Origin of the sequence: Pseudomonas putida (assembly GCF_028682395.1) — a bacterium.
Lineage (GTDB): Bacteria > Pseudomonadota > Gammaproteobacteria > Pseudomonadales > Pseudomonadaceae > Aquipseudomonas > Aquipseudomonas putida_AB.
In genome coordinates this window covers 336,469-353,152 of the sequence record NZ_JANHLC010000003.1, presented here as the reverse complement: position 1 = coordinate 353,152, position 16,684 = coordinate 336,469, and the positions used below count along the sequence as shown (strand labels likewise).

The 16,684-nt window shown below is 62.9% G+C and carries 18 protein-coding genes and 1 other RNA gene; 5 read left to right on the top strand and 14 right to left on the bottom strand.

Features of this window, described 5'->3' with window-relative positions:
* Window positions 1-8 precede the first annotated feature (8 nt).
* Window positions 9-392 (top strand): glycine cleavage system protein GcvH, encoded by a 384-nt coding sequence (gene gcvH / locus NPS46_RS09900; RefSeq protein ID WP_274106631.1) that lies wholly within the window; start codon window positions 9-11, stop codon window positions 390-392.
* 89 nt (window positions 393-481) lie between these two features.
* On the opposite strand, the gene NPS46_RS09895 is transcribed toward gcvH, so the two are convergent.
* From NPS46_RS09895 to NPS46_RS09875, 5 genes are all read right to left on the bottom strand, one after another.
* The gene (locus NPS46_RS09895) at window positions 482-799 is read right to left on the bottom strand and encodes a DUF2388 domain-containing protein (protein WP_274106629.1); all 318 of its coding nucleotides are present in this window, start codon (window positions 797-799) and stop codon (window positions 482-484) included.
* A gap of 67 nt (window positions 800-866) precedes the next feature.
* Entirely contained in the window at window positions 867-1,313 is a 447-nt protein-coding gene (locus NPS46_RS09890) for an NfeD family protein (protein ID WP_274106627.1), read from the bottom strand.
* Between the two features lie 10 nt (window positions 1,314-1,323).
* A complete protein-coding gene (locus tag NPS46_RS09885; protein ID WP_274106625.1) occupies window positions 1,324-2,238 on the bottom strand; it encodes an SPFH domain-containing protein in 915 nt (304 codons plus the stop codon).
* Window positions 2,239-2,326: 88 nt separating this feature from the next.
* Window positions 2,327-4,108 carry a GspE/PulE family protein gene (locus NPS46_RS09880; protein ID WP_274106623.1) on the bottom strand — a complete coding sequence of 594 codons (1,782 nt, stop codon included), beginning with the start codon at window positions 4,106-4,108 and terminating at the stop codon, window positions 2,327-2,329.
* A gap of 141 nt (window positions 4,109-4,249) precedes the next feature.
* Window positions 4,250-4,579: a hypothetical protein gene (locus NPS46_RS09875; RefSeq protein ID WP_274106621.1), complete on the bottom strand. Its 330-nt coding sequence runs from the start codon at window positions 4,577-4,579 to the stop codon at window positions 4,250-4,252.
* Between the two features lie 126 nt (window positions 4,580-4,705).
* Here NPS46_RS09875 and NPS46_RS09870 point away from each other — a divergent pair, with 126 nt between their 5' ends.
* Window positions 4,706-5,176, top strand: coding sequence for an Lrp/AsnC family transcriptional regulator (locus tag NPS46_RS09870; protein WP_274106619.1), 471 nt, complete (start codon window positions 4,706-4,708; stop codon window positions 5,174-5,176).
* Between the two features lie 36 nt (window positions 5,177-5,212).
* Here the strand turns inward: NPS46_RS09870 and NPS46_RS09865 are convergent, their stop codons facing one another.
* Complete coding sequence (locus NPS46_RS09865; protein WP_274106617.1) at window positions 5,213-6,580, bottom strand: inorganic triphosphatase; 1,368 nt, start codon at window positions 6,578-6,580, stop codon at window positions 5,213-5,215.
* Window positions 6,581-6,773: 193 nt separating this feature from the next.
* Between NPS46_RS09865 and argE the strand changes: the two genes are divergently transcribed.
* Together argE and argA are read left to right on the top strand one after the other, a co-directional pair.
* Window positions 6,774-7,931 carry an acetylornithine deacetylase gene (gene argE, locus NPS46_RS09860; RefSeq protein WP_274106616.1) on the top strand — a complete coding sequence of 386 codons (1,158 nt, stop codon included), beginning with the start codon at window positions 6,774-6,776 and terminating at the stop codon, window positions 7,929-7,931.
* 131 nt (window positions 7,932-8,062) lie between these two features.
* Window positions 8,063-9,361, top strand: coding sequence for an amino-acid N-acetyltransferase (gene argA, locus NPS46_RS09855; RefSeq protein ID WP_274106615.1), 1,299 nt, complete (start codon window positions 8,063-8,065; stop codon window positions 9,359-9,361).
* A 55-nt stretch (window positions 9,362-9,416) separates the two neighbouring features.
* Here argA and NPS46_RS09850 read toward each other — a convergent pair whose 3' ends face one another.
* From NPS46_RS09850 to NPS46_RS09835, 4 genes are all read right to left on the bottom strand, one after another.
* Window positions 9,417-10,535: an ABC transporter permease gene (locus tag NPS46_RS09850; RefSeq protein WP_274106613.1), complete on the bottom strand. Its 1,119-nt coding sequence runs from the start codon at window positions 10,533-10,535 to the stop codon at window positions 9,417-9,419.
* Window positions 10,535-13,261 carry a ribosome-associated ATPase/putative transporter RbbA gene (gene rbbA, locus NPS46_RS09845; protein ID WP_274106611.1) on the bottom strand — a complete coding sequence of 909 codons (2,727 nt, stop codon included), beginning with the start codon at window positions 13,259-13,261 and terminating at the stop codon, window positions 10,535-10,537. Before rbbA ends, NPS46_RS09850 begins: the two co-directional genes overlap by 1 nt.
* A complete protein-coding gene (locus NPS46_RS09840) occupies window positions 13,258-14,223 on the bottom strand; it encodes an HlyD family secretion protein (RefSeq protein WP_274106609.1) in 966 nt (321 codons plus the stop codon). Before NPS46_RS09840 ends, rbbA begins: the two co-directional genes overlap by 4 nt.
* Window positions 14,224-14,378: 155 nt before the next feature.
* Window positions 14,379-14,828, bottom strand: a complete 450-nt coding sequence (locus NPS46_RS09835; RefSeq protein ID WP_274106607.1) for an EVE domain-containing protein — start codon at window positions 14,826-14,828, stop codon at window positions 14,379-14,381.
* Between the two features lie 207 nt (window positions 14,829-15,035).
* Here NPS46_RS09835 and NPS46_RS09830 point away from each other — a divergent pair, with 207 nt between their 5' ends.
* Window positions 15,036-15,188, top strand: coding sequence for a hypothetical protein (locus tag NPS46_RS09830; RefSeq protein WP_274106605.1), 153 nt, complete (start codon window positions 15,036-15,038; stop codon window positions 15,186-15,188).
* A gap of 21 nt (window positions 15,189-15,209) precedes the next feature.
* On the opposite strand, the gene NPS46_RS09825 is transcribed toward NPS46_RS09830, so the two are convergent.
* The 4 genes from NPS46_RS09825 to NPS46_RS09810 all read right to left on the bottom strand — a co-directional run bounded on the left by NPS46_RS09825 (window position 15,210) and on the right by NPS46_RS09810 (window position 16,662).
* Window positions 15,210-15,809: a 5-formyltetrahydrofolate cyclo-ligase gene (locus NPS46_RS09825; protein ID WP_274106603.1), complete on the bottom strand. Its 600-nt coding sequence runs from the start codon at window positions 15,807-15,809 to the stop codon at window positions 15,210-15,212.
* A gap of 120 nt (window positions 15,810-15,929) precedes the next feature.
* A non-coding RNA gene (gene ssrS / locus NPS46_RS09820) (6S RNA) lies at window positions 15,930-16,108 on the bottom strand.
* Between the two features lie 30 nt (window positions 16,109-16,138).
* Entirely contained in the window at window positions 16,139-16,456 is a 318-nt protein-coding gene (locus NPS46_RS09815) for a cell division protein ZapA (protein WP_274106601.1), read from the bottom strand.
* Window positions 16,453-16,662 carry a TIGR02449 family protein gene (locus NPS46_RS09810; RefSeq protein WP_274106599.1) on the bottom strand — a complete coding sequence of 70 codons (210 nt, stop codon included), beginning with the start codon at window positions 16,660-16,662 and terminating at the stop codon, window positions 16,453-16,455. Before NPS46_RS09810 ends, NPS46_RS09815 begins: the two co-directional genes overlap by 4 nt.
* Between the last annotated feature and the right edge of the window lie 22 nt (window positions 16,663-16,684).

The following is a 16,684-nucleotide window of genomic DNA, read 5'->3' as shown; positions in this document are numbered from 1 at the left end:
CACTGAATATGAGCGATATCCCTGCCGATCTGCGTTTCGCTGAAAGTCACGAATGGGCCCGTCTTGAAGCGGATGGCAGCATCACCGTGGGGATCAGCGATCACGCCCAGGAAGCCTTGGGCGATGTGGTGTTCGTCGAGCTGGCCGAAGTTGGCGCCCAGTTCAGCGCCGGCCAGGCTGCTGGCGTGGTGGAATCGGTCAAGGCTGCCTCGGACATCTACTCGCCGGTGTCCGGTGAAGTGATTGCCGTCAACGACGAGCTGTCGAGCACGCCTGAGCTGCTCAATAGTGCGCCTTACGCCAGCTGGATCTTCAAGCTCAAGCCAAGCAACCCGGCCGAGCTGGAGAAGCTGCTGGACGCTGCGGGTTATAAAAACGCTATCGGCGAGTAAATTCGTCGCATAAAAAATGCCGCTCTTGATGAGCGGCATTTTTTTGCCTGGATATCCCTATCTGCCTGCGTTCCCTTGTCGGTGCAAGGCTATTGGTCGGCCACCGCATTCTTGGCCAGGATCGCGTTGGCCAGGTCCATGTCACTGGCCTGCAGCCCCGGGTTTTCAGCCCGGACCTTCTGCATCGCGGCTTCCAGGTACGGCCCGCGGATTGCGCCGTCACTGGCAACATAGCTGCCAGCATCGTCCTGAGCGGCGACTATCAGCTTGTGGTCCTTGAAGGTCAGGTAGGTCGAACCGGTGGTCGCACCGGACGAAATGACATTGCGCCAGAATCCGTCGGCCATGGCTGAACCAACGGGAAGGGCAAGCAGGGCAACGGCGGCGACAGCTAATTTGAGACGCATGAGGGTAACTCCGGCTGGGTATCTGACACGTTTGATTATAGATACCCGGCGGGAGTTCCTTCTGCCGTCAATCGACGCTTTCGACCTTGAGAATGGTCCCATTCTGACCGACTACCCGGACCTGGGCACCGATATCGGTATCGGGTCCGGTGACCATCCAGACGGTGTCGCCGGCCTTGATCTTGCCACTGCCGTTGACGATTGCCTGGTTGACCAGGAAGACCCGTCCGACCAACTCCTGGCCGCGCATGTTTAGGGCTGGCTGGGCGCTGGTCTTGTTCACCCGGCGCTGGCGTTTCCACCAGAGCACCGTGGTCACCAGCGACAGGCCGGCAAACAGCAGGCATTGCAGCGGCCACGGCAGCCAGGGCGCGATAAAGCCCAGGACGCCGACGACCAGCGCTGCGATCCCGATCCAGAGCAGGTAGAAACCCGTGCCGAACATCTCCAGGGTCAGCAGCAGGGCGCCCAGGGCTAGCCAGTAGTAGGGCAGGTTATGCACGAGAGAGCCCATGGCGCGTGCCTCAGCCTTTCTTGCTGTCGAAAGTAGCCTTGACGATTTCGCCAATACCGCCCACCGCGCCGATTACCTGGCTGGCTTCCAGCGGCATCAGGATCACCTTGCTGTTGTTGGCCGAGGCCAGCTTGCCCAGGGCGTCGATGTACTTCTGCGCGACGAAGTAGTTCACCGCCTGGACGTTACCGTTGGCGATGGCCTCGGACACCACTTGGGTCGCCCGGGCTTCTGCTTCGGCCTGACGCTCGCGCGCCTCGGACTCGAGGAAGGCGGACTGCCGGCCACCCTCGGCTTCGAGGATCTGTGCCTGCTTCTTGCCTTCGGCGGTAAGGATCGCCGAGGCGCGCAGGCCTTCAGCCTCGAGGATCTGGGCGCGCTTGATCCGTTCGGCTTTCATCTGGCCGGACATGGCGGCCATCAGGTCGGCAGGTGGGCTGATGTCCTTGATTTCGATACGGGTGATCTTGATGCCCCACGGTGCAGTCGCTTCGTCGACGGTGCGCAGCAGGCGCTCGTTGATGTTGTCGCGCTGGCTCAGCATCGCATCCAGCTCCATGGAGCCCAGGACGGTACGGATATTGGTTTGCAGCAGGTTGCGCACGGCGTGTTCGAGGTTGTTCACCTCGTAGGCGGCCTGGGCGGTGTTGACCACCTGGAAGAAGCACACGGCATCGATCTGCACCGTGGCATTGTCGGCGGTGATGACTTCCTGTGGCGGGATATCCAGCACGCTCTCCATCACGTTGATCTTGCGGCCGATACGGTCCATCAGCGGAACGATCAGGTTCAGGCCCGGGGTCAGGGTGGTGGTGTAGCGTCCGAAGCGCTCCACTGTCCATTGATAGCCCTGCGGGACGACCTTGACGCCCATAAAGACCACGACGATCGGTAGAACGATAAAGAACAGCAGTGCGATCTCCATAAAAATTCCCTGTAGGTGACTGGCGATAATGATCAGGGCCTGATTGTGCGGTACCAGCAGGCGATAAGCACTCAATAATGCCGTTGGCCTAAGCCTGCTCGCTCTGGGGCGTGACCCGCAGGACCTCTTCCACCGTGGTCAGCCCGGCCGCAACCTTCTGTGCGCCGGAGAGGCGCAGGCTGCGCATCCCTTCCTTGAAGGCCTGGCGACGGATGGCGAGCAGGTCGGTATCAGCCTGGATCAGGGCCTTGAGGCTGTCCGAGAGCTGCAGGATTTCATACACCCCGGCGCGTCCGCGGTAGCCGGTATCACGACATTCCAGGCAGCCCACGGCCCGTTGGGCGGTGCTGGGCAGCGGTGCCTGCCAGGGGCGGGTCAGGCTCTGCCAGTCATCTTCAGCGAGCACCAGTGGGGCCTTGCAATGCGGGCAGAGGGTGCGCACCAGGCGCTGGGCCATGACGCCCAGTAGCGTGGCCTTGATCAGGTAGTGCGGCACGCCCAGTTCCAGCAGGCGGCTGATGGCACTGGGGGCGTCGTTGGTGTGCAAGGTGGAAAGCACCAGATGGCCGGTCAGTGCAGCCTGGATCGCCATTTCGGCGGTTTCCAGGTCGCGGATCTCGCCGATCATGATGATGTCCGGGTCCTGGCGCATCAGCGCGCGCACGCCGGCAGCAAAACTCAGGTCGATATTGTGCTGGACCTGCATCTGGTTGAACGCCGGCTCGACCATCTCGATCGGGTCCTCGATGGTGCAGAGGTTGACCTGGGGCGTCGCGAGTTTCTTCAGGGTGGTGTACAGGGTGGTGGTCTTGCCCGAGCCGGTCGGCCCGGTCACCAGGATGATGCCGTTGGCCTGGCTGGTCATATCCTGCCAGCGCCGCAGGTCATCGGCGCCAAAGCCCAACTGGTCGAAGTTCTTGAGCAGTACATCGGGGTCGAAAATCCGCATCACCAACTTTTCGCCAAAGGCCGTTGGCAGCGTCGAGAGGCGCAATTCCACTTCGCCGCCCTCCGGGGTCTTGGTCTTGACCCGGCCGTCCTGGGGTTTGCGTTTTTCCGCGACGTTCATCCGCCCCAGGCTTTTGAGCCGGCTGACGATCGCCATGGTGACATGGGGCGGGAACTGGTAGACGCCGTGCAGCACGCCGTCGATGCGAAAGCGCACCGTGCCCTGTTCGCGCCGTGGCTCGATATGGATATCGCTGGCGCGTTGCTGGAAGGCGTACTGGAACAGCCAGTCGACGATATTGACGATATGGGCGTCGTTGGCGTCCGGTTCCTGATCGCTGGCGCCCAGCTTGAGCAATTGTTCGAAGTTGCCCAGTTGGCTGGCCTTCTGCTCACCGCTGTTGGCACCGCTGACCGATTTGGCCAGGCGAAAGAACTCCACGGCGTAGCGTTGGATATCCAGCGGGTTGGCAACAACGCGCTTGATCGGCAGCTTGAGCGCATGGGACAGGTCGGCCTCCCAGGCGGTGACGAAGGGCTGGGCGCTGGCGATGGTCACCGCGTCGCGGTCCACCGCCACGGCGAGAATCCGATGGCGCTGGGCAAAGGCATAGGACATCAGCCGGGTGGTTTCGGCGACATCGATCTTCAGTGGGTCGATGCGTAGGTAGGGCTGGCCGGCGTGGTGGGCGAGCCAGAGGGTCAGATGTTCGAGGTCCAGTTTGCGCCCTGGGCGGCTGAGGTCTTCCAGGTGCTGGCTGGCGAGGAACTCCAGCGGGTGCAGCAGGCTGTTGGCAGTGTTGCGCCGGGTATTGAGGGCGCGCTCGGCGGCTTCTTGGTTGAGGAAGCCCTGGCTGATCAGCTCGCGCAGCAGGTCATTGAGATCCAGCCAGCGATCCTCGGTTGCGTGGGCGAGAGACATGCGCGCTCCTTGTGCGGGACTGACGAACCATCACCCGGAACCGTTTCCCTGTTCTGGGTGATGGAGCAAGCGTAGTCGCGGGCGCGGGGCTCGTAAGGTGCGATATCTGACATTTGCCGTGCGAATCTTCAACGTCGACGCCTAGCCCGTGGCTAATACCACGTGCTGAAAGGCTTCGCCGGGTTGTACCTGCACCGAGCAGACGCTGATCAAATTGCGCAATTTTTCACCAATGACCTGGGCGCGATGCCAGCTCAGGCCTTCAAGGGCAATGTCGATCAGCATCAAATCCTCTTCCTGGACGGCCGAGACTTGCCTCGGGGTCAGCCATTGCAGGGCGAAAAGGTTGAGTGCGCGGCAGAGCATGTCCGGCTCGACTTCGGCGACGATCCGGTAGTGGACCTGGCAGGGAGCGGCATGGGCAGCCCAGGCATCGGTTCGGCGGGAAAGGGCGGCATCGAGAGAGGGCATGGGGAACTCCGGTTTCTATGGCGGAAATTCTTGCATGGGCCTGGCGGTATTTCTTATCTATGATTCGATGAATTCGCTTTATTTCAACTTGTTCAATTTGATTTTTTATTGATTTGGGGGATTTTTATGCACGGTGAGCTGGATAGCTATGATCGCCGGATTCTGGCCTTGTTGCAGGAGGACGCCTCGCTGTCCAGTGCCCTGATCGCCGAGCAGGTGGGCTTGTCCCAATCGCCGTGCTGGCGGCGTATCCAGCGCCTGAAGGAGGAAGGGGTGATCCGCGGGCAGGTGACGTTGCTCGACCGCAAGAAAATTGGCCTCAATACGCAGATATTTGCCGAGGTCAAACTCAACGCCCACGGCCGTTCCAACTTCACTGAGTTCACCGACGCGATTCGTGGTTTTCCCGAAGTGCTGGAGTGTTATGTGCTGATGGGGGCGGTGGATTTTCTGCTGCGCATCGTCACGGCGGATATCGAAGCGTATGAGCGCTTTTTCTTCGAGAAACTGTCGATGGTGCCGGGGATCCAGGAGGTCAATTCGATCGTCGCCTTGTCGGAAATCAAGTCGACCACCAGCTTGCCGGTGCTGCGCTAGGCAAGGGCCCTGGGGCCCTTGCCGTGAAGGTGCGGGTTACAGACGCAGCAGGGTTTTCCAGGCGCGGCTCTGGAATACGGTCAGGGCCTGCTGGACGCGGGCGTCGAGCACTTCATCGCTGATCGGCAGTTCGGCCAGTTGGGTCAGTTTGTTCAGCTCGCCGAACAGGCGGTCGAGTTCCGGCAGGTCGAGCACGCCACGGGCCAGGTGCAGCCAGGCCTGGATGCGCTCGATCCGCGGCAGTTGCTCGGCCAGGTCCTCGGGTTGCTGCTGGTAGCGTCCCAGTTGCAGAGCGACGGCTTCGTCGGCCAGCAGGCGTGGCAGCCAGTTGCCCAGTTGCGCGGCGCCCTGGCGGTTGCCGCGGGTGTTGCGCTCGGCGGTCCAGCTACGGGCCAGCAGCCAGCGCGAGGTGTTCAGCGAGAATAGGCCCCAGCGCGGGTCTTCGAGTTCTTCAAGGAACTGCTCTGGCGCGGCCTTGCGTACGTCTTCGTCGTCGATACCGGCCTGGACCAGCGGGCGCCAGTCTTCCAGCAGCGCGTCGAGGGCCAGGCGCAGGTCGTGGGTCGACTGGCGAGGCGCCGCCTGGCCCATGCTGCCGGCCAGGGCACGCAACTCGATCATTTGCTGGACCCAGTCCTGCAGCAGGCGCCAGTGGCCATTGAAGCGATACTGCTCGGCCAGGCGCTGGCTGCTGCCCAGCAGGTGCCAGGCCAGGGCGGCGAAGGCATCGTCCAGTGGGGTTTCGGCGGTCAGCGCCGGTTGGGGCAGGCTGAGTGAGTAGCTGTTGGCATCGAACAGGCGATAGCCGCGCTCGGCCTTGCTGATATCGCAGGGCATCAGGGCGAGTTTTTCCGCCAGTTCGGCAGCCAGTTCCAGCAGCGCCGCTGGTTCGCCTTCGCGCAGCTCCAGTTCCAGCTCGCAGATTTCTTCCTTCTGCTTGCCGGCCACTACCTGGCCCAGATCCAGGGCTGCCTCGATCACGACCTTGGCCTTGCCACGGCCCCAGGCGATTTCCGCGCGTTCACGGACAAAATCGGTGGTGAAGATGGGCTTGAGGGTTTTTTTGTCCAGGCCGGCCAGCTCCTCGGGCCAGCAATCGCCATCGAGCTTTTTCAGGTCGAGCTTGGGTTTGTCCAGCTGCCAGTCGTACTCGTTGCGCTCGGACAGGCCGGCAACGCTCTGGCCGCGGGTCTTGAGGGTCTGGATCACGGCATCGCCGTCGCGGCGCAGGCGCAGGGCGACCTTGGCCTTGGCCAGGTCCCGCTCGGGGGTATCGAAGTACTGGTTGGTCAGTTCGCGGCGTTCCCAGCCACTTTTGTTGCGTTTTTTCAGCAACGGGTGCTCACGCAGCGCGGCGAGGGTTTCGCGGCTGACGCGCAGTTTGATTTCGGTTTCTTTTTGCATGGCCGGAAAATCCAGGATCGGGAGCGCAGCCGGGGGGAGTCTGTGGCTGTCAAGACCGTGCAGTGTACAGGACATGTCGGGATGGCGCGTCGCCAGGCTTTAATCCTGGCGGACGATGGCCCTATGATGGACCGCAGCGGCTGAGGCGAGGCCGAGTGTTACGCTATTTTTCGATCCGCCCGGGAGAGATTGCATGCCATTGCCGACCATGAAGGAACAGTTCGCTGCACTGATTGCCCGGCCTTCGGTCAGTTGCACCCAGGCTCACCTGGATCAGTCCAACCGCCCGGTGATCGATCTGCTGGCCAGTTGGCTGGGCGATCTGGGCTTCACCTGCGATATCCAGCCGGTCAGCCCCGGCAAGTTCAACCTGCTGGCCAGTTTTGGCAGCGGTCCCGGCGGCCTGGTGCTGGCCGGGCACAGCGACACGGTGCCGTTCGATGAAGCGCTGTGGCAGACCGATCCGCTGAAGCTCACTGAAGTCGACGGCCTTTGGGTCGGCCTGGGCAGCTGCGATATGAAGGGCTTTTTCGCCCTGGTCATCGAGGCCGTGCGGCCCTTGCTGGGCCAACCTTTCAAGCAGCCCCTGCTGATCCTGGCAACCTGCGACGAAGAAAGCTCCATGGCCGGCGCCCGGGCATTGGCCGAGGCGGGCCGGCCGCTGGGCCGGGCGGCGGTGATCGGCGAGCCGACCGGGCTCAAGCCGATTCGCCTGCACAAGGGCGTGATGATGGAGCGTATCGATATTCTTGGGCGCAGCGGCCACTCTTCGGACCCGCGCCTGGGCCATAGCGCCCTGGAGGCCATGCACGATGCCATGGGTGAGCTGCGCGGCCTGCGCCTGCTCTGGCAGCGCGAGTTTCACAACCCACAGTTCAGCGTGCCACAGCCGACACTGAACTTTGGCTGTATCCATGGTGGCGACAACCCCAACCGGATCTGCGGCCAATGTTCCCTGGAATTCGACCTGCGCCCGCTGCCAGGCATGGACCCGCAGGCGCTGCGCGCGGCCATTCGCGAGAAACTGGTGCCGGTGGCCGAGCGTCATCAGGTGCAGATCGACTACGCGCCGTTGTTCCCGGAAGTGCCGCCTTTCGAGCAGCCGGAGGATGTCGAGCTGGTGCGGATTGCCGAAAAGCTCACCGGTCATCGCGCCGAAGCAGTGGCGTTCGGCACCGAAGCACCTTATCTTCAGCGTCTTGGCTGCGAGACCCTGGTGCTCGGCCCTGGCGATATCGCCTGCGCCCACCAGCCGGGGGAATACCTGCAAATGTCACGTTTGCAGCCTACCGTGCAGTTATTGCGTGATCTGATTGAGCATTACTGCCTGACACCGGTAAATGTCCGGTAAAGCCACCCGTATAGATGAAGGAGCACGAGCGTGTCGCCAAGCCTGTTTCGACGATAACCAGCAGCCTGCTGTGAGTTTTCGCATTTCGTTTGTTTTTCTACAGGCTGTTCTTTCTACAGGTTCTTCAGGTTATGCCCGAATACGTCAATTGGCTTCGTCACGCTTCGCCCTACATCAATGCCCACCGCGACTGCACCTTTGTCGTCATGCTGCCCGGCGACGGTGTGGAGCACCCCAACTTCGGCAATATCGTCCATGACCTGGTGCTGCTGCACAGCCTGGGCGTGCGCCTGGTGCTGGTCCACGGCTCGCGCCCGCAGATAGAAAGCCGCCTGGCCAGCCGCGGCCTGATCCCTCATTACCATCATGGCCTGCGCATTACCGATGCGGCGACGCTGGAGTGTGTGATCGATGCGGTCGGTCAGTTGCGCATCGCCATCGAGGCACGGCTGTCCATGGATATGGCGTCCTCGCCGATGCAGGGGTCGCGCCTGCGCGTGGCCGGCGGCAATCTGGTCACAGCCCGTCCGATTGGCGTCCTCGAAGGCGTCGACTATCACCATACCGGTGAAGTCCGCCGGGTCGACCGCAAGGGGATCAACCGGTTGCTGGACGAGCGCTCTATCGTCCTGTTGTCGCCGTTGGGTTATTCGCCGACCGGAGAGATTTTCAACCTGGCCTGCGAAGACGTGGCGACTCGCGCGGCCATTGATCTGGGCGCCGATAAACTGCTGCTGTTCGGCGCCGCCCCGGGCCTGCTCGATGAAACCGGCCGGCTGGTTCGCGAGCTGCGTCCGCAACAGGTGCCGGCGCATTTGCAGCGCCTGGGCGCGGACTACCAGGCCGAGTTGCTGGATGCGGCGGCCGAAGCCTGCCGGGGCGGCGTGGCGCGTAGCCATATCGTCAGCTATGCCGAAGATGGCGCGCTGCTGACCGAGCTGTTTACCCGTGACGGCGGCGGTACGCTGGTGGCCCAGGAACAGTTCGAACTGGTGCGCGAAGCCGCCATCGAGGATGTCGGCGGCCTGCTGGAGCTGATCAGCCCGCTGGAAGAGCAAGGCATCCTGGTGCGGCGCTCGCGCGAAGTGCTGGAGCGCGAGATCGAGCAGTTCAGTGTGGTCGAGCGCGAAGGGATGATCATCGCCTGTGCGGCGCTGTACCAGATCGCTGACTCCGACGCGGGCGAGCTGGCCTGCCTGGCGGTCAATCCCGAGTATCGCCATGGCCGGCGCGGGGATGAGTTGCTCGAACGGATCGAGACCCGGGCCCGGGCCCAGGGCTTGAAGACCCTGTTCGTGCTGACGACCCGTACTGCCCACTGGTTCCGCGAGCGTGGCTTTGTGCCGAGCAGCGTCGAACGCCTGCCCAGCGCACGGGCGTCGCTGTACAACTACCAGCGTAATTCGAAGATCTTCGAAAAAGCCCTCTGATCCGGTGCTGTGTGTAGACGCGAGCGGGCTCGCGCCTACATGACAGCGGGTCGGCTCAGGACGCCAGGCTCTTGCGGAACCGCGCCAGGGCAATGGAAAAGAACACCAGGCCGATGCCCGCCAGCGCCAGCAGGTCGGGCCAGACCACATTGACCCCTGCATCGCGGAACAGGATCGCCGCGCTCAGGCTGACAAAGTGAGTCGAGGGCGAGCCCTGCATCACCCATTGCAGCCATTCGGGCATGCTGTCCAGCGGCGTGCTGCCGCCGGACAACAGCAGCATCGGGATAATCACCGGGATTGCCAGCAGGCCGAACTGCGGTGTCGAGCGGGCCAGGGTCGCGAGGAATATACCCAGGGCGGTGCTGGCAAACAGATACAGCGCGGTCACCAGCAGGAACAGTCCCAGGGAGCCGGCCAGCGGCACGCCCAGAGCGCCCTTGACGATCACCTCCAGCGAGACCCAGGTACACAGCACCACGACCAGCATATTGCTCCAGATTTTTGCCAGCATGATTTCCAGTGCCGTCAACGGCAGCACCAGCAGATGGTCAAGGGTGCCGTGTTCGCGTTCGCGCAGGAGCGCGGTGCCGGTCAGCACAATGGCCAGGATGGTGATGTTGTTGACGATCTGGATCACCGCCAGGAACCAGCCGCCCTCCAGGTTCGGGTTGAACAGCGCCCGGCTGGTCAATTGCACCGGGGTCTGGCTTGCCGCGTTCGCCTGGCCGCTGTACTCCAGCAGTTCGCGCTGGAAGATCCGACCGATATAGCCGGCGCCCATAAAGGCCTGGCTCATCGCCGTGGCGTCGACGTTGACCTGCAGACTCGGCTCACGCCCGGCCAACAGGTCGGACTGGAAGTTGACCGGTACATTGATCACGAACGTGTACTGGCCGCTGTCCATGGCCTGGTCCAACTGGTCATAGGGCAGCGGGGCCGGTGCCTGGAACTCCGGGGGTTGCAGGGCCTCGGCGAGCTGACGCGACAGGGGGCTGTGATCTTCGTCGACGATGGCGACACTGGCGTTGTGCACGCCGATCACCGAGCCGGCGGCGGGCATGTAGATCGCCACGCTGAAGGCGTAGAACAGAAACAGCAGCAGGACGCTGTCGTGGCGCAGGCTGGTCAGTTCCTTGAGACCCAGGCGCAGGATATGGGCAAGTTGCTGCATCAGGCCTCCTGCTTCTTGAGCATGATCAGGCTCAGCCCGGTAAACGCGACAAAGAACCCGAACAGCGCCAGGCACTGCGGCCACAGCTGTCGTAGGTCCAGAGCCTTGGTAAAGGTACCGACGGCAATATCGAGGAAATGCCCGGCGGGAAACAGCATGCCCATCAGCGCTGCGGTACCGTCGAGGGATGAACGCGGCACGATCAGCCCGGAGAACTGGATGGTCGGCAGGCTAGTGATGATCATGGTGCCGAGGATCGCGGCAATCTGGGTGCGCGTGAAGGCCGAGATCAGCAGGCCCATGCTGGTGGTCGCCAGTACATAGAGCAGGCCGCCGAGGGCCAGGGTCAGTGCGCTGCCCTTGAACGGTACGCCAAACAGCCAGCGGTTCATTGCCACCAGCAGCGCCAGGTTGACCAGGCTGACGGCCAGGTAGGGCGCCTGTTTACCCAGCAGGAACTCCAGGCGGGTGAGGGGCGTGGCATAGAAGTTGGTGATCGAACCCAGTTCCTTTTCCCGCACGATCCCCAGCGCGGTGAGCATCGCCGGGATAAAGGCCAGGATCAGGGCCATCACGCCGGGGCCAATGGCATTGACGCTGACCACGTCCTGGTTGTAGCGAAAGCGGGTTTCCAGTTTGGCCGCAGCGCCCTGGCGCTGGGCCGGGCTGCTTTGCGCGGCCAGTTGTTCCAGGTTGGCTTGGTGGACCGCTTCCACATAATTGCGGCTGGTCTCGGCCCGAAACGGCATGCCCCCATCGAGCCAGGCGGCGACCGTCGGCTGGCGTCCGGCATAGAGATCGCGGCCAAAGCCCGGCGGGATTTCCAGGGCCAGTTTGATATCCGAGCGCTGCAGGCGTTTGTGCAATTCGCTTGCACTGCTGATCGGCGGACGCTCGTCGAAATAGCGCGAGCTGCGAAACGCTTCCAGATAGGCGCGGCTTTGCGGCGACTGGTCCTGGTCGTAGACGGCGAAGGCGAGGTTTTCCACGTCCAGGGAAATCCCGAAGCCAAAGATCACCATCATGAACAGTGCACCCAGCAAGGCAAAGGCCATCCGCACCTTGTCGCGCAGCAGCTCCTTGCCTTCGCGGCTGGCCACGGCCAGTAGACGGGCCGGACTGAAGCCGCCATTGCCGGGCGAGATCGGCGCGGCGGCGACCGGTTGCTCCGCCAAGGCCGCCTCGGGGGCGGCATCGGGGTTGTTCTGGGCCTGCTCCAGGCAACGGACAAACGCCGCTTCCAGGGTTTCGCCCGCGAACTGTTGCTGCAACGCGGCCGGCGTATCGCAGGCCAGTACGCGCCCGGCGTGCATCAGCGAAATGCGGTCGCAGCGCTGGGCCTCGTTCATAAAATGGGTCGAGAGGAAGATCGTCACGCCCTGCTCGCGAGACAGCTCGATCAGCAGGCGCCAGAAATCGTCCCGTGCTGCCGGGTCGACGCCCGAGGTCGGTTCATCGAGGATCAATACTTCCGGGCGATGCAGCACGGCCACCGCCAGCGACAGGCGCTGACGCAGGCCCAGGGGCAGGGCGCCGGACTGCTGGTCGGCGACGTCGCCGAGGTCGAAGCGCTGGATCAGTTCCTCGATGCGCGGGCCGCTTTGGGCCTTGTCCAGGTCGAACAGCCGGGCATGCAGCTCCAGGTTCTGCCGTACGCTGAGTTCGCCATAGAGTGAGAAGCTCTGGGACATAAAGCCCACGCGCTTGCGTGTGGCCAGGTCCTTGGCGTTGACCGGGTTGCCCAGCAGGCTGGCGCTGCCCTCGGTGGCCGGCATCAGGCCGGTCAGGACCTTCATGGTGGTGGTCTTGCCACAGCCGTTGGAGCCCAGAAAGCCGAAGATCTCGCCGCGGCCGATGGCGAAGCTGACCTTGTTCACGGCGGTGAAGTCGCCAAAGCGCAGGGTTAGGTCGTGCGCCTCGATGGCGATGTCCTGCTGGCTGCTGTCGCGGGGCGGGATCACCAGCGGCTCGGCGTTGTGGGCGCTATCGCCCTGGAAGTGGGTAAAGGCCTCGTCGAGCTTGCCGCTCGGCGTGCTGGCCGCCAGCTCACGGCTCAGGCCGGCGGCGATCAACTTGCCGCGGTCGAGCATCAGGCAATGTTCGAATTGCTCGGCCTCTTCCATATAGGCCGTGGCCACGAGCAGGGTCAGTTGCGGGCGCTGGCGCCGGACATCGTTGACCAGCTCCCAGAAGCGCAGGCGCGACAGTGGGTCGACCCCGGTGGTGGGCTCGTCGAGGATCAGCAGGTCCGGTTCGTGGATCAGCGCGCAGCACAGGCCGAGCTTCTGCTTCATGCCGCCGGACAGTTTGCCGGCGGGCCGTTCGGCAAAGCGCTCCAGGTCAGTGGCCTTGAGCAGGTTGCGCATGCGCTGGTCGCATTCGGCCTTCGACAGCCCGAACAGGGTGGCGAAGAAGCGAATGTTCTCGTTGATCGACAGTTCCGGGTAGAGGTTGCCGCCCAGGCCCTGGGGCATAAACGCGATGCGCGGGTACAGGCTGTTGCGGTGGCGGCGTTGGTCGATCGAGCCGCCAAGCACTTGCAGCTCGCCCTGCTGGAGTTTCTTCACCCCGGCGATCAATCCCAGCAGGCTCGACTTGCCGGCACCGTCCGGGCCGATCAGCCCGCAGCGGGTACCGGCGGGCAGCTCGAAAGCGATGTCGATCAGTGCCTGTTGCTTGCCATAGCGGTGGTTGAGGCCGCTGGCGTGCAGGGCCAGGGCGCTCATTGCAGGTTAGCCGGCCAGTCCACGGGGGCGGTGCGCACATAGCCAGCACCCGGCATGCCCGGCTTGGCCTGCGGCACGGCGTTCGGATCGGTCAGGCGCACCTTGACGCGAAACACCAGTTTCTGGCGCTCGTCGCGGGTCTCCACCTCTTTGGGCGTGAACTGGGACTTGGCTGCGACAAAGCTGATTTTTGCCGGCAGGGCCTGGTCGGGCAATGCATCGAGGACAATCCGCGCCTCGTCACCCACCGTCAGGCGGCCGACCACTGCAGCGGGAAGATAGAGGTTCATGTACTGGTCGCTCGGATCAATCAGCAGCAGGACCCGGCCACCGGCGCCGAGGACTTCGCCAGGCTCGGCCAGACGCAGTTGGATCACGCCGTCGATGGGCGCGCGCAGGCTGGCGTCGTCGATCTCGCTGGTCAGTTGGGCGACCTGGGCCTGGGCGGCACCGATGGCGGCCTGGACCGCCGCGACCTGGGCCTTGGCGGCCACCAGGGCGGAATTGCTGGTGTCGAACCGGGCTTGTTGCTGGTCGAGCAACTGGCGGCTGGCATAGCCGCGCTGGGACAACTCGCGGATGCGCTTGAGTTCCTGGCCGGCGAGCAGCAGCTCGCTCTGGCGCAGTTGCACATTGGCCTGGGCGGCGGCGAAGTTCTCCCGGGCGCGCAGCACTTCGGCTTCGGCCTGGTTGCGCTGGGCTTCGAGGGTGCGGGTGTCGATCCGGGCCAGCAACTGGCCCTTGAGCACCTTGTCGCCTTCGTTGACGCGCACTTCAGCCAGGCGGCCCGGGGTTTTGGTCGCGATCTGGACTTCGGTGGCCTCAAGGCGCCCGTTGCCCATGCTCAGGCCTTCGGGGAGGCGGTCGTGAAGCGATTTCCAGTAACCGAAACCGCCGGCGGCCAGTAGCAGAACGACCAATGGGATGGCGAAAAGACTGGAGGTACGGTGATTCATCGACATTACGGCTTCCTGCTTCAGTAGCGTCCTATTTTGAGCGGTCAATTTGCGAAATAAATTGATACCGATCAAATGATGACCAAGCCTACACCCGAATGGCTCCGAGCGGGGCGTGACCCATGAGTTCTCTTGTGTGCCTGGAGGCTACATCCCAGGTTTCAGCGCAACGCCAGGATCGCTGCCCATTCTTCAGGGGTGACCGGCATCACGGACAGGCGGCTGCCTTTTTGCACCAAAGGCATATTGGCCAGCACCGCCTGTTGTTTCAGATAACCCAGGCCCAGAACCCGCTTGAAGGTTTCGACGTGTTCGACCTGCAGGGCGCTCCAGGGGTTTTTCTCCGGGGTGGCCTTGGGGTCGTGATAAACGCTTTGCGGGTCCAGGGCCGTGGGGTCCGGGTAGGCCGCTTCGACAATCCGAGCAATACCGGCGATCCCCGGCTCGGGGCAACTGGAGTGGTAAAAGAAGAAGAGGTCGCCCACCGCCATGGCTCGCAGGAAGTTGCGCGCCTGATAGTTGCGTACGCCATCCCAGCGTGCAGTTCCGAGCGTTTGCAGGCCCTCGATGGAGAGCTCTTGCGGTTCGGATTTCATTAGCCAATAGGCCATTACTGCTCTCCTTAAAGGTGTGTTCAAAGGGGTGCTGGATCAGTTGTCTGGCAATTTTATGACAAACCGACAGTCGGTTGACGTCAGTATTTGCGTGTCAGTTCGCGTTGCCGCAGAATGCCGAAATTTTAAGCTTGACGCTGCTGCACGGCCTAATAATTGAAACCGTTGCTGTCATCGTGTGCGACATGCCTAGGGGGGCAATCGATGAAACGCAAACCGGATTTACTGTGGATTCTGGTCATTTTGTTCGGCCTGGGCGTGGTCACCACCGGCTACGCGCAAAGCCTTTGGGCCAGCAAGCCGCAGGCCCCCGTGGCCATTGTCCAACAGCAGCAGATTCAAACGCCTACGCGCTAAGCGCACGGGCCGCGCTATCCCCTATTGCGGCCCATACCAGCGCCTGTCGGTCACGGTTCCCTGTAGCGGCACATCCCAGCTGGCTTGGTTCAGCGCATCGACCTTCTGACATTCATGAGCCAGGCCCAGCAATCGCGGTTGGCGCCAGGTGCTGCGCCGTGCCTGATAGGCGAGGCTGCGGTCGTAGAAACCGCCGCCCATGCCCAGGCGCCCGCCCTGCTCATCGAAACCGACCAAGGGCAGGAGCACCAGGTCCAGTGCCCAGACTTTGCGTTGACGCGCCGGGTTGACCCGCGGCTCGAGAATCCGGAAACGATTGCGCCGCAGTTTTTCCCCGGGGCGCAAGCGCTGGAAGACCATCTTGGTCCGTGGCCAGGCGCTGAGCACCGGCAGATAGACGGCCTTGCCCCGACGCTGGGCTTCGCGCAGGAGCAGGCGCGGATCGATTTCGCCGTCGGTGGGCAAGTACAGCGAGAGATGGCGGGCCCGGCGAAACAGCGGGTGCTGTGCCAGTTGCCGGTACAGTCCGCGTGCCGCCTGGCGTTGTTCGCAGGGGGTGAGTGCACGGCGCGCCTGGCGCAGTTGGCGGCGAAGTTGCGGGCGGGACGGCGGGTGATTCATGGCTCGGGGCTATCGCGAGGCGGCTGGAGATGCACAGCGTAGCGCCATTTATGGCGGGCCAGAAGTCTGGTGGCCAGAAACGACAATGCCAGCCTTGCGGCTGGCATTGTCTGTGTATTCAGGCTCCCCGGATGAACCGCTGCTAACTTAGCCCTTGAACCCGAAAGTTCAAGGCGGAAGATGCAGTAGGCGTTAAGGCTTTCCGTCTAGCGGACATGCACACCGGCCCAACGTGCAACTTCCAGGGTAGTGCGAATCGGCTCAGGGACATCGTCAACTGGCAAGCACCCCAGGGAGTGATGGGAGTATACCCCAATGCCAATCTGTATTCAGCCCTGGGTTGGTTCCTGATCGCTGGAAAGGACCAGATCCACGCGCTCGAGCAGGTCACGCACCTGTTCGCGGGTCGTGCCACTCGTCGGGGTGTCTGGGCGCTCCTGCTTGTGCAGCAGGTCGTGGGTGATATTCAGCGCGGCCATCACGGCAATCCGGTCGGCGCCGATGACTTTGCCGCTGCTGCGGATCTCGCGCATTTTGCCGTCCAGATAACGGGCGGCACTCACCAGGTTGCTGCGCTCTTCCTGGGGGCAGATGATCGAATACTCTTTGTCGAGGATCTGCACGGTAACGCTATTGCTTGAACTCATGAGTCTTGCTCCAGGGCCTTGAGGCGCGAAATCATCGATTCGACCTTTTGCCGGGCGATTTCGTTTTTTTCAATGAGGTGAGCGCGTTCCTCGCGCCAGGTTTTTTCCTGAGCTAATAGGAGTCCGTTTTGGCTCTTTAGTTGCTCGACCCGCTTAATTAGCAGTTCGAGTCGGGCCATCAGCGCTTGCAGGTCGGAGTCTTCCATAGGGGGCCACTGAATAGGTCTG

Coding starts and splice junctions, on each gene's coding strand:
- gcvH (WP_274106631.1), top strand. CDS start 9: ATGAGCGATATCCCTGCCGATCTGCGTTTCGCTGAAAGTCACGAATGG.
- NPS46_RS09895 (WP_274106629.1), bottom strand. CDS start 799: ATGCGTCTCAAATTAGCTGTCGCCGCCGTTGCCCTGCTTGCCCTTCCC.
- NPS46_RS09890 (WP_274106627.1), bottom strand. CDS start 1,313: ATGGGCTCTCTCGTGCATAACCTGCCCTACTACTGGCTAGCCCTGGGC.
- NPS46_RS09885 (WP_274106625.1), bottom strand. CDS start 2,238: ATGGAGATCGCACTGCTGTTCTTTATCGTTCTACCGATCGTCGTGGTC.
- NPS46_RS09880 (WP_274106623.1), bottom strand. CDS start 4,108: ATGTCTCTCGCCCACGCAACCGAGGATCGCTGGCTGGATCTCAATGAC.
- NPS46_RS09875 (WP_274106621.1), bottom strand. CDS start 4,579: ATGCCCTCTCTCGATGCCGCCCTTTCCCGCCGAACCGATGCCTGGGCT.
- NPS46_RS09870 (WP_274106619.1), top strand. CDS start 4,706: ATGCACGGTGAGCTGGATAGCTATGATCGCCGGATTCTGGCCTTGTTG.
- NPS46_RS09865 (WP_274106617.1), bottom strand. CDS start 6,580: ATGCAAAAAGAAACCGAAATCAAACTGCGCGTCAGCCGCGAAACCCTC.
- argE (WP_274106616.1), top strand. CDS start 6,774: ATGCCATTGCCGACCATGAAGGAACAGTTCGCTGCACTGATTGCCCGG.
- argA (WP_274106615.1), top strand. CDS start 8,063: ATGCCCGAATACGTCAATTGGCTTCGTCACGCTTCGCCCTACATCAAT.
- NPS46_RS09850 (WP_274106613.1), bottom strand. CDS start 10,535: ATGCAGCAACTTGCCCATATCCTGCGCCTGGGTCTCAAGGAACTGACC.
- rbbA (WP_274106611.1), bottom strand. CDS start 13,261: ATGAGCGCCCTGGCCCTGCACGCCAGCGGCCTCAACCACCGCTATGGC.
- NPS46_RS09840 (WP_274106609.1), bottom strand. CDS start 14,223: ATGTCGATGAATCACCGTACCTCCAGTCTTTTCGCCATCCCATTGGTC.
- NPS46_RS09835 (WP_274106607.1), bottom strand. CDS start 14,828: ATGGCCTATTGGCTAATGAAATCCGAACCGCAAGAGCTCTCCATCGAG.
- NPS46_RS09830 (WP_274106605.1), top strand. CDS start 15,036: ATGAAACGCAAACCGGATTTACTGTGGATTCTGGTCATTTTGTTCGGC.
- NPS46_RS09825 (WP_274106603.1), bottom strand. CDS start 15,809: ATGAATCACCCGCCGTCCCGCCCGCAACTTCGCCGCCAACTGCGCCAG.
- NPS46_RS09815 (WP_274106601.1), bottom strand. CDS start 16,456: ATGAGTTCAAGCAATAGCGTTACCGTGCAGATCCTCGACAAAGAGTAT.
- NPS46_RS09810 (WP_274106599.1), bottom strand. CDS start 16,662: ATGGAAGACTCCGACCTGCAAGCGCTGATGGCCCGACTCGAACTGCTA.